Source organism: Streptomyces hokutonensis, from assembly GCF_042751305.1.
Taxonomy (GTDB): domain Bacteria; phylum Actinomycetota; class Actinomycetes; order Streptomycetales; family Streptomycetaceae; genus Streptomyces; species Streptomyces hokutonensis_A.
Window position 1 is genome coordinate 147,206 of the sequence record NZ_JBHYWD010000005.1, and the last position, 13,128, is coordinate 160,333.

14 protein-coding genes are annotated in these 13,128 nt (G+C 70.1%); 9 read left to right on the plus strand and 5 right to left on the minus strand.

The annotated features are described in order from the left end of the window. Window positions 1-78 precede the first annotated feature (78 nt). Window positions 79-669, plus strand: coding sequence for an N-acetylmuramoyl-L-alanine amidase (locus ACFXC1_RS15570; RefSeq protein ID WP_381242931.1), 591 nt, complete (start codon window positions 79-81; stop codon window positions 667-669). Between the two features lie 48 nt (window positions 670-717). Beyond that, window positions 718-1,623 (plus strand): 1-aminocyclopropane-1-carboxylate deaminase/D-cysteine desulfhydrase, encoded by a 906-nt coding sequence (locus ACFXC1_RS15575; RefSeq protein WP_381242933.1) that lies wholly within the window; start codon window positions 718-720, stop codon window positions 1,621-1,623. 24 nt (window positions 1,624-1,647) lie between these two features. Here ACFXC1_RS15575 and ACFXC1_RS15580 read toward each other — a convergent pair whose 3' ends face one another. Next, on the minus strand, window positions 1,648-3,243 hold the full coding sequence (locus tag ACFXC1_RS15580) for a Na+/H+ antiporter (RefSeq protein WP_381242935.1): 1,596 nt from the start codon (window positions 3,241-3,243) through the stop codon (window positions 1,648-1,650). A gap of 62 nt (window positions 3,244-3,305) precedes the next feature. Here ACFXC1_RS15580 and ACFXC1_RS15585 point away from each other — a divergent pair, with 62 nt between their 5' ends. The 3 genes from ACFXC1_RS15585 (at window position 3,306) to ACFXC1_RS15595 (ending at window position 5,385) form a co-directional block, all read left to right on the plus strand. Continuing rightward, window positions 3,306-3,566 carry a UBP-type zinc finger domain-containing protein gene (locus ACFXC1_RS15585; RefSeq protein WP_019072181.1) on the plus strand — a complete coding sequence of 87 codons (261 nt, stop codon included), beginning with the start codon at window positions 3,306-3,308 and terminating at the stop codon, window positions 3,564-3,566. A gap of 266 nt (window positions 3,567-3,832) precedes the next feature. Then, the gene (locus ACFXC1_RS15590) at window positions 3,833-4,246 is read left to right on the plus strand and encodes an ATP-binding protein (RefSeq protein WP_020130755.1); all 414 of its coding nucleotides are present in this window, start codon (window positions 3,833-3,835) and stop codon (window positions 4,244-4,246) included. Beyond that, the gene (locus tag ACFXC1_RS15595) at window positions 4,243-5,385 is read left to right on the plus strand and encodes an RNA polymerase sigma factor SigF (RefSeq protein WP_381242937.1); all 1,143 of its coding nucleotides are present in this window, start codon (window positions 4,243-4,245) and stop codon (window positions 5,383-5,385) included. Before ACFXC1_RS15590 ends, ACFXC1_RS15595 begins: the two co-directional genes overlap by 4 nt. Before the next feature lie 14 nt (window positions 5,386-5,399). Here the strand turns inward: ACFXC1_RS15595 and ACFXC1_RS15600 are convergent, their stop codons facing one another. Beyond that, window positions 5,400-5,864 (minus strand): hypothetical protein, encoded by a 465-nt coding sequence (locus ACFXC1_RS15600; RefSeq protein WP_381242939.1) that lies wholly within the window; start codon window positions 5,862-5,864, stop codon window positions 5,400-5,402. Between the two features lie 116 nt (window positions 5,865-5,980). Here ACFXC1_RS15600 and ACFXC1_RS15605 point away from each other — a divergent pair, with 116 nt between their 5' ends. Together ACFXC1_RS15605 and ACFXC1_RS15610 are read left to right on the plus strand one after the other, a co-directional pair. Then, the gene (locus tag ACFXC1_RS15605; RefSeq protein ID WP_381242941.1) at window positions 5,981-6,949 is read left to right on the plus strand and encodes a diacylglycerol/lipid kinase family protein; all 969 of its coding nucleotides are present in this window, start codon (window positions 5,981-5,983) and stop codon (window positions 6,947-6,949) included. 320 nt (window positions 6,950-7,269) lie between these two features. After that, entirely contained in the window at window positions 7,270-7,527 is a 258-nt protein-coding gene (locus ACFXC1_RS15610; protein WP_006142322.1) for a WhiB family transcriptional regulator, read from the plus strand. A 211-nt stretch (window positions 7,528-7,738) separates the two neighbouring features. Here the strand turns inward: ACFXC1_RS15610 and ACFXC1_RS15615 are convergent, their stop codons facing one another. Further along, entirely contained in the window at window positions 7,739-9,205 is a 1,467-nt protein-coding gene (locus ACFXC1_RS15615) for a sensor histidine kinase (protein WP_362984751.1), read from the minus strand. A gap of 363 nt (window positions 9,206-9,568) precedes the next feature. Beyond that, on the minus strand, window positions 9,569-10,198 hold the full coding sequence (locus tag ACFXC1_RS15620; protein WP_381242943.1) for a TetR/AcrR family transcriptional regulator: 630 nt from the start codon (window positions 10,196-10,198) through the stop codon (window positions 9,569-9,571). A gap of 109 nt (window positions 10,199-10,307) precedes the next feature. Between ACFXC1_RS15620 and ACFXC1_RS15625 the strand changes: the two genes are divergently transcribed. Beyond that, the gene (locus tag ACFXC1_RS15625; protein ID WP_381242945.1) at window positions 10,308-11,060 is read left to right on the plus strand and encodes an SDR family oxidoreductase; all 753 of its coding nucleotides are present in this window, start codon (window positions 10,308-10,310) and stop codon (window positions 11,058-11,060) included. Between the two features lie 10 nt (window positions 11,061-11,070). On the opposite strand, the gene ACFXC1_RS15630 is transcribed toward ACFXC1_RS15625, so the two are convergent. Then, a complete protein-coding gene (locus ACFXC1_RS15630; RefSeq protein WP_381242947.1) occupies window positions 11,071-12,141 on the minus strand; it encodes an SIS domain-containing protein in 1,071 nt (356 codons plus the stop codon). A 189-nt stretch (window positions 12,142-12,330) separates the two neighbouring features. On the opposite strand from ACFXC1_RS15630, the gene nagB reads away from it, so the two are divergent. Then, window positions 12,331-13,116 (plus strand): glucosamine-6-phosphate deaminase, encoded by a 786-nt coding sequence (nagB, locus tag ACFXC1_RS15635; protein WP_381242949.1) that lies wholly within the window; start codon window positions 12,331-12,333, stop codon window positions 13,114-13,116. Window positions 13,117-13,128: the final 12 nt, after the last annotated feature.

Sequence of the window (13,128 nt, forward strand, 5' to 3'; positions counted from 1 at the left end):
ACCGGGACTTTTTCGGTACAAGCAGCGATAACAGGCGGCCGTGCACGTCGGCCGTCGCACAGCACGAAGGAGGCGTTCATGGCCTCACCCATGTCCGCGGGCGGGTTCCTGGCCGGTCTGAAGGCGGAGGGCGTCACGGTCGTCGAGGTCGGCGACTGGGAGCACCACAACCGCAACCACAAGGGCCCGTGGGGACCCGTCCACGGCGTGATGATCCACCACACGGTCACCAAGGGCAGCGCCCACACCGTGGACCTCTGCCGCGAGGGCCGCCCCGACCTGCCCGGCCCGCTGTGCCACGGCGTCATCACCAAGGACGGCACCGTCCACCTGGTCGGCTACGGCCGCGCCAACCACGCGGGCCTGGGCGACGACGACGTGCTGCGCGCGGTGATCGCCGAGAAGCGGCTGCCGCACGACAACGAGGCCAACACCGACGGCAACCGGCACTTCTACGGCTTCGAGTGCGAGAACCTCGGCGACGGCGAGGACCCGTGGCCCGAGGCCCAGTTGGAGGCGATCGAGAAGGTCTGCGCGGCGATCTGCCGCCACCACGAGTGGTCCGCGCGCTCGGTGATCGGGCACCTGGAGTGGCAGCCCGGAAAGGTGGACCCGCGCGGCTTCACGATGGACTGGCTGCGCGAACGGGTCGGCGACCGCCTGAAGTGACCCCCGGGGTACACGGACGACACCGGCGCCCCGGGTGACAATGGTGCCGTGACCAGCCCCGACCTCGCCGCCCTACGGCCCCGGCTGCCGTCGCCGGTGGAGGAGATCACGGACGGGCGTTTCGGCCGGCACGGCGTCCGGCTGCTGCTCAAGCGGGACGACCTGATCCACCCCGACCTGATCGGCAACAAGTGGCGCAAACTCGCGCCCAACCTCGCGGCGGCGGCCGGCCGTACGGTCGTCACCTTCGGCGGCGCCTACTCCAACCACCTGCGCGCCACCGCCGCCGCGGGCCGCCTCCTGGGCCTGCGCACGGTCGGCGTGGTCCGCGGCCAGGAGCTGGCGGACCGCCCGCTCAACCCGTCCCTGGCCCGGTGCGCGGCCGACGGTATGCGCCTCCACTTCGTCGACAGGTCGACGTACCGGCACAAGAGCGAGCCCGAAGCCCTGTCGGGCATCCTGCGCGAGGTGGACGCGGAGGACGCGTATGTCGTCCCAGAGGGCGGCAGCAACTCCCTTGCCGTACGCGGCTGCCGGGCCCTGGGCGAGGAACTACGCGCGCGTGCCGACGTCGACGTCGTCGCCCTGGCCTGCGGGACCGGCGGCACACTGGCCGGACTGGCCGCGGGACTCGCCCCCGACCAGCGGGTGTTGGGGATACCCGTCCTCAAGGGCGACTTCCTGGGCACCGATATCGCGGCCCTTCAGGAACGCGCCTTCGGCGGCAGGCGGGGCGCCTGGTCGCTCGACGACCGCTTCCATTTCGGGGGCTACGCGCGCGTGCCGGCCGAACTCGACGCCTTCGCAGAGGACTTCGAGGACCGGCACGGGCTGGCTGTCGAGCGTCTCTATGTCGCCAAGTTGCTGTATGGACTTGTCGCTCTCGCCGACGAGGGCGCCTTCCCGCGCGGGACGACGATCGCGGCGGTGATCACCGGGCGGCCGTTCCCGTAGGCCTCCCAGGCGCCGTAGAAACCTCTAGGCCGCCTCCCGATAGGCCGCCGCCTCCTCCAGGTCCAGCCTGCGGAGCAGCGTGCGGAGCATCTCGTCGTCGATGTAGCGGCCGTCGCGGAGGCGGACGAACATCGAGCGTTCGGCGCTGATCATCTCGCGGGAGAGGCGGCGGTAGGTGTCGTCGACGGTCTCGCCGGTGACGGGGTTGGTGGCACCCAGGCGCTCCCAGACGGCGTTGCGGCGGCGCTCCAGGACCTCGCGGAGGCGGTCGGCCAGCGGAGGGGGCAGGGTGTTGCGCTCGTCCTCCAGAAGGGCGTTGAGGCGTTTCTCGGCCACCCGGGAGGCCTGCGCCTGGGCGTTGGCCTCGGCGAGGGTCTCGGCCTGGGGGTCGCGCCCGGGGAATTTCAGCAGCCGGATGATCGGGGGCAGGCTCAGGCCCTGCACCACCAGGGTGCCGATGACCGTCGTGAAGGTCAGGAACAGGATGAGGTTGCGCTGCGGGAAGGGGCCGCCGCCGTGCACCGTGAGCGGGATCGAGAAGGCGATGGCCAGCGAGACCACACCCCGCATGCCGGCCCACGCGGTGGTCATCGCCCCCTTCCAGGTGGGATTGTCCTCGCGTTCCCTGATCCGCGCGGAGAACATGCGGGGCAGGAAGGCCGCCGGGTACACCCACACGAAGCGGGTCACGACGACCACCAGGAAGAGAGCGATCGCGTACAGGGCCGCGTCCAGGCCCCGGTACTCGCCAAGTCCCTTGAGGACCACCGGCAGTTGCAGCCCGATCAGGGCGAACACCGCCGACTCCAGGACGAACGCGACCATCTTCCACACGGCCTCCTCCTGGAGGCGGGTCGCGAAATCGACCTCCCACGCGCGGTGGCCCAGATAGAGCGCCACGACCACGACGGCGAGCACTCCGGAGGCGTGCACCTGCTCGGCGACCGCGTAGGCGACGAACGGGATCAGCAAGGAGAGTGTGTTCTGCAGCAGCGCCTCCTTGAGGTGCGTGCGCAGCCAGTGGATCGGCACCATCATCAGGAGCCCGACACCGACCCCGCCGACGGCCGCGAGCAGGAACTCCCCGATACCGCCCGCCCAGGTGGCGCCCTCGCCGACCGCCGCCGCGAGGGCCACCTTGTAGGCGGTGATCGCGGTGGCGTCGTTCAGCAGGGACTCGCCCTGGAGGATCGTCGTGATCCGCGAGGGCAGTCCCACCCGGCGGGCCACAGCGGTCGCGGCGACCGCGTCCGGCGGCGCCACCACCGCGCCGAGCACCAGCGCCGCGGTCAGCGGCAGCCCCGGCACGATCACGTACGCGGCCCAGCCGACGACGAACGTGGCGAAGAGCACGTACCCCACCGACAGCAGCGCCACGGGCCGCACTTGGGCCCGCAGGTCGAGGTAGGAGCTGTCGGTGGCCGACGTGTAGAGCAGCGGGGGAAGCAGCAGCGGCAGTACGACGTCCGGGTCCAGGGTGTAGTCCGGGACCCCCGGGACGTAGGAGACGGCCAGCCCGACCGCGACCAGCAGCAGTGGCGCCGGCACCGGGGTGCGCCGGGCCCCGGCGGCCACCGCGGCACTTCCCGCCACCAGCAACAGCAGTGGCATCACGTCCATCGTCCTCGCCCGCCCTCGTTTTTCCGCGCGGCCAACCGCACAGCCGTCGTAATCTGGCAATCATGAAACAGTGCACGCACGCCGACGCGCTGCCGCTCCCGGAACCGAAGCCCCAGAGCGAGACCTGCCTCGAGTGTCTGGCGGCCGGCACCCACCCCGTACAGCTGCGACTCTGCCTCTACTGCGGCCATGTCGCCTGCTGCGACTCTTCTCCCCTGCGCCACGCGACAGCACATCACAAGGAATCCGGGCATCCGGTGATGCGTACCTACGAACCCGGTGAGAGCTGGCGCTGGTGCTTCGTCGACCACGTACTCCTGTGACCCCGTAATCCGACCGCCGGTTTCGACGGTTCGACCGTCTGACGTCTGGGTACGTCAACCCGGCGCGCGCTCTTCCCAATTGGGCCCGCAGGACCCCTAGCCACGGAGCGTATCCGTAGGTTTACTATGAGTGACAGCATGGGGTTGGGGTCCCGGGGACAGGAAAGTTCGGAGCGCGGTAGCGTCACCGCTGAACCAAGTATCGCGTTACCCCGGGGGGCGACCCCTGGGCCCCCGAAAGAGCTTGTACCACCTTGGAGGTGAGGGTGTCCCAGATCGCAGGCGAGCCCGCGACCCAGGACTTCGTGGAAGTCCGGCTGCCGGCTGCGGGTGCCTACCTGTCGGTGCTGCGTACGGCCACGGCCGGCCTCGCAGCCCGTTTGGACTTCACCCTCGACGAGATCGAGGACCTCCGCATCGCGGTGGACGAGGCCTGCGCGATCCTGCTCCAGCAGGCCGTGCCCGGCTCAGTGCTCAGCTGTGTCTTCCGGCTCGTGGACGACTCGCTCGAAGTCACCGTCTCCGCCCCGACGACGGACGGTCACGCGCCCTCGCGCGACACCTTCGCCTGGACCGTGCTCTCGGCCCTCGCGGGCAAGGTCTCATCGGCAGTCGACGAGGACAAGACCGTGACGATCAGCCTCTACAAACAGCGCGGCGCGGGACCCGGGCCGGCGTGAGGAACGGGGACGGGCCGGTGCGGGACGAAGAGCGCGGCACACGGGAGCTGCCGGCCGATGGCGGCACGGGCGGAGCACGCCTCACGGCGGACGCCGGCTCCCTGGTGCCACGCGGCGGAATCCCCGAACAGGCTCGGCCGCATCCGGAGGACGAACCCTCGGAGGCCGGTGTGACGGACGACGGTCAACGTGAGCAGGACGGTGCCGTGCGTATTGGTGGGGTCTCCCCTGTTGCCGGGGGTTCCCCCGCTCCGACTCAGTCGAGCGTGGGGGAGGAGGCGAAAGCTCGGGGAAGGGCGACGGACCAGGCGATGAGCGAGCACGAGCGGGACGACGTGGCGGGCGCGCAAGGCGTGCAGAGTGTGCAGAGCACCCGGCACGACCCCCAGGACCGCAGCGGAGCGCGCGCGCTCTTCATCGAGCTGCGCACGCTCAAGGACGGCAGCGTCGAGTACGCAGAGCTGCGCAACCGGCTGGTCCGTATGCACCTGCCGCTCGTCGAGCATCTCGCGCGCCGCTTCCGCAACCGCGGCGAGCCGCTGGACGACCTGACCCAGGTCGCCACCATCGGCCTGATCAAGTCGGTCGACCGCTTCGACCCGGAGCGCGGTGTCGAGTTCTCGACGTACGCGACCCCGACGGTCGTCGGCGAGATCAAGCGGCACTTCCGTGACAAGGGCTGGGCGGTGCGCGTCCCGCGCAGGCTCCAGGAGCTGCGTCTGTCGCTGACCACGGCGACGGCGGAGCTCTCGCAGCGGCACGGCCGCTCTCCCACGGTCCACGAGCTGGCCGAGAAGCTGGGCATCTCGGAGGAGGAGGTCCTGGAGGGCCTGGAGTCCGCGAACGCGTACTCCACGCTGTCCCTGGACGTCCCGGACACGGACGACGAGTCCCCGGCGGTCGCGGACACCCTGGGCGCGTACGACGAGGCCCTGGAGGGCGTCGAGTACCGCGAGTCCCTCAAGCCGCTCCTGGAGGACCTGCCGCCCCGGGAGAAGCGGATCCTGCTGCTGCGCTTCTTCGGCAACATGACGCAGTCGCAGATCGCGCAGGAGGTCGGCATCTCCCAGATGCACGTGTCCCGCCTGCTGGCCCGGACCCTGGCCCAGCTGCGGGAGAAGCTCCTCGTGGAGGAGTAGGACCGGGCCGGAGGCTAGCCCTTCGGCTCTTCGGTACGGCGGCCGGGCCCTCGGATTCCGAGGGCCTGTGTCGTTGCCGGGTTCACCAGGAGCACCAGGGAGGCGATCGCGACCACCGCGAGCGCGATCCCGGCCGGGATGGCCACGCTGTCGGCCTGGAGCAGGTTGTAGGCCACGGGCAGCGCCATGATCTGCGTGATCACGGCAGGACCCCGGCTCCAGCCGCGCCGGCCGAGCAGCCCGCGCCCGGCGAGCAGCGGCAGCAGCGCGAGCACCACCAGGGTGATGCCTCCGGTCACGGCCTGCTGCCGGTCGTCCGGGTCGCCGGTGAGCCCCAGGACGAGCATCCACACACCGCCGACGGCCAGCGCGAGACCCTCCAGTGCGACGAGGGCCGCCGCGTAGGTCAGTCGGCGCGGACGGGGTCCGTCGGGGCCGTCGGTCGCCGTCTCCGGGGCGGGGGTCTGCTCAGCGCTCACCCCAGAAGGGTAGCCCTCGGAAAACGGCCCCAGGTGTCCAGGCTCACGCCCTCTCCTCTTACCCAACCCCTACCTCGGTATGGGACGGGTACCCCCCAGTAGGTACGCTGCAACTCATGCGTGCACTTCTCGTGGTCAATCCGGCGGCAACCACCACAAGCGCACGTACGCGCGACGTCCTGCTTCACGCCCTCGCCAGCGAGATGAAGCTGGAGGCCGTCACCACGGAGTACCGGGGCCACGCGCGTGACCTCGCCCGGCAGGCCGCGGAGAGCGGGAACGTCGACCTGGTGGTGGCCCTCGGCGGCGACGGAACGGTCAACGAGGTCGTCAACGGCCTGCTGCACACCGGCCCCGACCCGGAGCGCCTGCCCGGCCTCGCGGTGGTCCCCGGCGGCTCCACCAACGTCTTCGCCCGCGCCCTGGGCCTGCCCAACGACGCCGTGGAGGCCACCGGCGCCATCCTCGACGCCCTGCGCGAGGGCAGCGAGCGCACGGTCGGCCTGGGGCTGGCTTCAGGAACGCCCGGCACCGAGGACGAGGCGGTGCCGTCCCGCTGGTTCACCTTCAACGCCGGGCTCGGGTTCGACGCCGGGGTGGTCGGGCGGGTCGAACAGCAGCGGGAGCAGGGCAAGAAGTCCACGCACGCGCTCTACGTGCGCCAGGTGGTCCGGCAGTTCCTCGGGGAGCAGCACCGCCGGCACGGGACGATCACCCTGGAGCAGCCCGGCGAGGACCCGGTCACCGATCTGGTGGTGGCCATAGTCTCGAACACCTCGCCCTGGACGTATCTCGGCAATCGCCCGATGTACACGTCACCTAAGGCGTCGTTCGATAAAGGCCTCGACGTACTCGGTCTCACCCGCCTGTCCAGCGCCGCGGTTGCCCGGTATGGCACCCAGTTGCTCACTTCGTCCCCCGAGCGCGGACCCCATGGCAAGCACGCTGCGGCTCTGCACGACCTGAGCGAGTTCACCTTGCATTCGAAGGTCCCTCTGCCCCTCCAGATGGACGGCGACCACCTTGGACTGCGTACGAGCGTGACGTTCACAGGCGTACGCCGTGCACTGCGTGTGATTGTGTGAGCAGAAAGGGCTGAAGTCCTTTCACTCGAACGTTTAGACCAGGGTCCACCCCATGGAAGTACGGCTGTGACCTAGTCGACACCGAGGAATCAAAAAAAACTTTCCGGTAGGGGTTGTATCCGCCGCTGAGGTTTGCGAGTCTCTACGTGGCGATCGAGACGGCCCGCAACACCGGCCTCCACGGATCGCCGGAACCCCTCTTCAATCCACAGGACCTCCGCCAGTGAACCTGGCGTTCGGCCCTTCACTTGTTGAGGGATTCGTGAAAGCGTTCACATTCACAAGCAACCCGCACGTAATACCAAGGAGAGGTAGCAGCCATGGACTGGCGTCACAACGCCGTTTGCCGCGAGGAAGACCCCGAGCTCTTCTTCCCCATCGGCAACACCGGTCCTGCGCTGCTGCAGATCGAGGAAGCCAAGGCCGTCTGCCGTCGCTGTCCTGTTATGGACCAGTGTCTGCAGTGGGCGCTCGAGTCCGGCCAGGACTCCGGCGTCTGGGGTGGTCTCAGCGAGGACGAGCGCCGCGCCATGAAGCGCCGCGCCGCTCGCAACCGTGCCCGTCAGGCCTCCGCCTGACGCCCACCCTGCTAACAGCCTGAGCTTGGCGGCGCGTACAGCGAGTACGCATCTCCCGCCCCCGAGCCGCAGCGCGCAGTACCCCCGATGCGCATAGCAACGAGCGACTGGCCCCGGACCATCACTTGGTCCGGGGCTCTTTGCTGTCCTCAAGCACGCGCGCGTGCACGGCAGTTCGGGCACACGCGCGTGGAGATCGTGTGCACGTATGTCACTTGTGCGCCTGCACCGGCACGTCCAGAATCACCCGGGTCCCCCGCTCCGGCCCCGGCACCATGTCGAACGTGCCGCCCAACTCGCCCTCCACCAGAGTCCGTACGATCTGCAGACCCAGGTTGCCCGAGCGGTGCGGGTCGAATCCCTCGGGGAGTCCTACGCCGTCGTCCTGCACGGTGACCAGGAGGCGGGCGTCCTTCGATGTGCCGCCGCGGACGGCCGACACCTCGACCGTGCCGGTCTCGCCCTCGCGGAAGCCGTGTTCCAGGGCGTTCTGGAGGATCTCGGTGAGGACCATGGAGAGCGGGGTCGCGACCTCGGCGTCCAGTATTCCGAAGCGGCCGCTGCGCCGGCCGGTGACCTTGCCCGGGGAGATCTCGGCGACCATCGCGAGCACCCGGTCGGCGATCTCGTCGAACTCCACGCGCTCGTCCAGGTTCTGGGACAGCGTCTCGTGCACGATCGCGATCGAACCGACCCGTCGTACGGCCTCCTCCAGAGCCTCCCGGCCGCGCTCCGACTCGATCCGGCGGGCCTGCAGCCGGAGCAGGGCGGCGACCGTCTGGAGGTTGTTCTTCACCCGGTGGTGGATCTCCCGGATGGTCGCGTCCTTGGTGATCAACTCCCGCTCGCGGCGCCGCAGTTCGGTGACGTCCCGGAGCAGCACCAGTGAACCGATGCGGGTGCCCTTGGGTTTGAGCGGGATCGCCCGGAACTGGATCACGCCGTCACGCGCCTCGATCTCGAACTCGCGCGGCGCCCATCCGCTGGCGACCTTGGCGAGCGCCTCGTCCACCGGGCCCCGGGTCGGGGCGAGTTCGGCGGTGGTCACGCCCAGGTGCTGGCCGACGAGGTCGGTGGCGAGGCCCATCCGGTGGTACGCGGAGAGGGCGTTGGGCGAGGCGTACTGCACGATGCCGTCGCCGTCGAGTCTGATCAGTCCGTCGCCGACGCGCGGCGAGGCGTCCATGTCGACCAGCTGGTTCGGGAACGGGAAGGAACCGGCCGCGATCATCTGGGCGAGGTCCGACGCGCTCTGCAGATAGGTGAGTTCGAGACGGCTCGGGGTGCGCACGGTGAGCAGGTTGGTGTTGCGCGCGATGACTCCCAGGACGCGCCCGTCCCGTCGTACCGGAATCGACTCGACGCGGACGGGGACCTCCTCGCGCCACTCCGGGTCGCCCTCGCGCACGATCCGGCCCTCGTCGAGGGCGGCGTCCAGCATGGGGCGGCGGCCGCGCGGGACGAGGTGGCCGACCATGTCGTCCTGGTACGAGGTGGGGCCGGTGTTCGGCCGCATCTGGGCGACGGAGACATAGCGCGTGCCGTCGCGCGTGGGGACCCACAGGACCAGGTCGGCGAAGGAGAGGTCGGAGAGCAGCTGCCACTCCGAGACCAGCAGGTGGAGCCACTCGAGGTCGGAGTCGTCGAGTGCGGTGTGCTGGCGTACGAGTTCGTTCATGGAGGGCACGTCTGCGAGCGTACCCGCCGGTCTGTACCTGTCCTAAAAACACCCGCGGGCCGCGGCGCCTGAGAGGGACCCTCAGCCCTCTCGGCACCGCAGCCCGGAGCAGCAACGGCCACGGGGTGTGCGGTCCCGATCGGCCGATGGATGAGGACCCGGGGCAGTCAGGGCAGAGAGCTCCGGTTCCTCGGTCCGTCTTCCTGTGCGGGGAAGACGGAGGCTTACGCCTTTAACACATTGTGGACTAGACCACTAATCCATGTCCATGCGTTGAAGGATGTTTGATGCCGATGCTTTCCCGCACTTGTCCGCAACTACTCGGACGTCCCAGCATGCAGTGCGAAGCCTAACGGTGTTGAGTCATGTGCGGGGCCAGATGGTCATGGCAATTTCGGCGAGCGCCTCCAGCTCCGTCCGGCTCGCCCCGTCCCGCGCCTGCTGGGACATTCCCTGGACGACAGCCCCCGCGTGCCGGGCCAGCGCGGCGGCGTCGAGGTCCGCCGGCAGCTCCCCCTCGGCGATGTCCGCGGCGATACGGCGCTCGAAGGCGGCGAGGTTGGCGTTGCGCCGCATCCGGAGGGACTCCTCGACCTCTGGGGTCGTGCAGTTGGTGGCCGCGTGGATGACGAGACAGCCGTGCGGCCGGCCGGGTGCGGTGTACTCGGCGGCGGCCTCGCGAAGGATCCGCGCCACGGCGGCCCGGGCGGTCGGCTCCTCGGCGAGCGCCCGGTCGGCGAAGGAGCCGTAGCGCGTGCCGTACTCCTCGACGACCTCGGCGAACAGGGCCTGCTTGTCACCGAAGGCCGCGTAGAGGCTGGGGGCGCCGATGCCCATGGCACGGGTCAGGTCCGAGACGGAGGTGGCCTCGTAGCCGTGCTCCCAGAAGGCGAGCACCGCCCGCTCCAGCGCGGTCGTACGGTCGAAGGAGCGCGGTCGACCGCGCGACTTACCGGCCTTGACCTGCGGTTTTGCCTCAGCATCGTCCACCATGGAGTGAATTGTATAGCGGCCGCTAGAGAAATGTCGGCGCGCTGTTGTACGGTCTTTTCTGTAGCGACCGCTAGGGAAATTGCTGGAGAGACGCGGAGGGGGCGTGGACATGGGTGTGCTCGCGGGCAGGACGGCACTCGTCACGGGTGCGGGCAGGGGAATCGGAAGGGGCATCGCGGAGCGGCTGGGGCGGGACGGGGCGCGGGTCGCGGTGCACTACGGCAGGAGCGAGGCGGCGGCGAAGGAGGTGGTCGCCGCGATCGAGAGCGCGGGCGGCTCGGCGTTCGCGCTCGGCGGGGAACTGGGCGTGCCGGGCGATGCCGAGCGGCTCTGGGCGGAGTTCGACCGGCACGCGGACGGGCTGGACATCCTGGTGAACAACGCGGGGATCGGGTCCTCGTCACCGATCGGGGAGATAGAGGAGGACGAGTACGACAGGGTCTTCGCGGTGAACGTGAAGGCGCCGTTCTTCCTCGTCCGGCACGGGCTGGACCGGCTGCGGGACGGCGGCCGGATCATCAACATCTCCTCGGGACTCGCCCGCAGCGCGGCGATGCCGGACAACATCGCGTACTCCATGACGAAGAGCGCCCTGGACGTCTTCTCCCGGGACCTGTCCAAGGTGCTCGGCCCCCGGGGCATCACGGTGAACTCGGTGGCGCCGGGCCTCATAGACACGGACAACACCGCCGAGTTGCTGCACGGGAGCGAGGACGGCTGGGCCCGGGCGGCGGCCATCTCCGCGCTGGGGCGGGTGGGAGAGACCGCCGACGTGGCGGATGTGGTGGCGTTCCTGGCGTCCGACGGCGGGCGGTGGATCACGGGGAGCTGGGTGGACGCGACGGGAGGTTCCCTCACATAAGAGCGTGCCGTCAGCGGGTCTCCGTCACCTTGGCCAGGGCGCGGGGCGCGTCCGGGTCCTGCCCGCGGGCGATGGTGACCTCGTAGGCGAGGAGCTGGAGCGGGAGGATCTCCAGGATCGGCTGGAGTTCCTCGGGGACGCCCTCGACGGGCAGGACGAAACCGGCCGAGGCCTGTTCGACCTGGCCGGCCGGGCCGATGACGACCAGGTCGGCGCCCCGGCCGCGCAGCCGGTCGAGCACGGGCTGGAGGGCGGCGCCGCCCTTGCCGTCCGTGACGACCGCGATGACCGGGGAGACGTTGTCGACCATGGCGAGGGGGCCGTGCAGCAGGTCGGCACCGGAATAGGCGAGGGCGGGGATGTAGCTGGTCTCCATCAGCTTGAGGGCGGCTTCCTTGGCGGTGGGATAGCCGTAGCCGCGGGAGGTGATGACCATGCGCTCCGCGAAGCGGTAGCGGGAGGCGAGGGTGCGGACCTCGTCCTGCCGGGCGAGCAGCTGCTCCGCGAGGCCGGGCAGCGCCTTGGCCGCGGCGCCGTCGCCGCCTCGAAGTCCCTCGACGAAGAGATAGAGCGCGAGAAGGGAGGCCGTGTACGTCTTGGTCGCGGGGAGGGCCTTCTCCGGTCCGGCCATGATGTCGATGTGGTACTCGGAGACGGCGGCCAGCGGTGAGTCCGGGTTGTTGGTCACGGCGACCGTGATCGCGCCGGCCTCGCGGGCGGCACGGGTCGAGGCGACCAGGTCCGGGGAGCCGCCGGACTGGCTGACGGTGACGACGAGGACGTCGGTCAGATCGGGGCGGGCGCCGTAGGCCGTGGTGGTCGACATCGAGGTGAGTCCGCAGGGCAGGCCGAGGCGGATCTCCAGGAGGTACTTGGCGTACAGGGCGGCGTTGTCGGAGGTGCCGCGGGCGGTGAGCAGCACGAAGCGGGGCTTGCGGGCGGCCACGTCCTGGGCCACCTGCCGGATGCGCGGGGCGCCCTCCTCCAGGATGCGGCGCAGGACGGCCGGCTGCTCGGCCGTTTCGCGGGCCATGATCCGGCCCGGCACGTCGTTCTCGGGGGTCGGTGTCGTGGCGGTCATGCGGGTCCTCCGGAGATGCGCGGGGTAAGGCGGGGGCGGTCCGTCGGGTCCATTTCACCCCCTCTTCCACCAGGCCGCCCGCGCGGGGTGGTTGGGACGGGGATCACCTGGGCGGTCGGACCCGATTCTGTTAGATTGAGCCCCGATTGGTCTAAACCACATGGCTCACTTCAGAACGGCAGGCCCAGCGTGGAAGTTGTCATCGTTCCGGACGCCAAGTCGGGCGGCGAGCTGATCGCCGAGGCCATGGCGCAGCTGCTCCGGCACAAGCCGGACGCCCTGCTGGGCGTGGCCACCGGCTCGACGCCACTGCCCATCTACGAAGCGCTGGCGGCCAAGGTCCGCGCCGGTGCCGTGGACGCCTCGCGGGCGCGGATCGCCCAGCTCGACGAGTACGTGGGGCTGCCCGCCGAGCACCCGGAGTCGTACCGTTCGGTGCTGCGCCGTGAGGTGCTGGAGCCGCTCGGGGTCGGGATGGACTCGTTCCTCGGACCGGACGGGACGGCCGAGGACGTGCAGGCGGCGTGCGAGGCGTACGACCGGGCGCTGGGCGAGGCCGACGGGGTCGACCTGCAGATACTGGGGATCGGGACCGACGGGCACATCGGGTTCAACGAGCCGTGCTCGTCACTGGCCTCGCGGACCCGGATCAAGACGCTGACCGAGCAGACGCGGGTGGACAACGCGCGTTTCTTCGACGGCGACATGGGTCAGGTCCCGCACCACGTCATCACGCAGGGCATCGGGACCATCCTGGAGGCGCGGCACCTGGTGCTGCTGGCGACCGGTGAGGGCAAGGCGGACGCGGTCGCCGCGACGGTGGAGGGGCCGGTCGCGGCGGTGTGCCCGGCGTCGGCACTGCAGTTGCACCGGCATGCGACGGTCGTGGTGGACGAGGGCGCCGCGTCCAAGCTGAAGCTGGCGGACTATTTCCGGCACACGTTCGTCAACAAGCCCGACTGGCAGGGGATTTGAGTCGCGGGACTT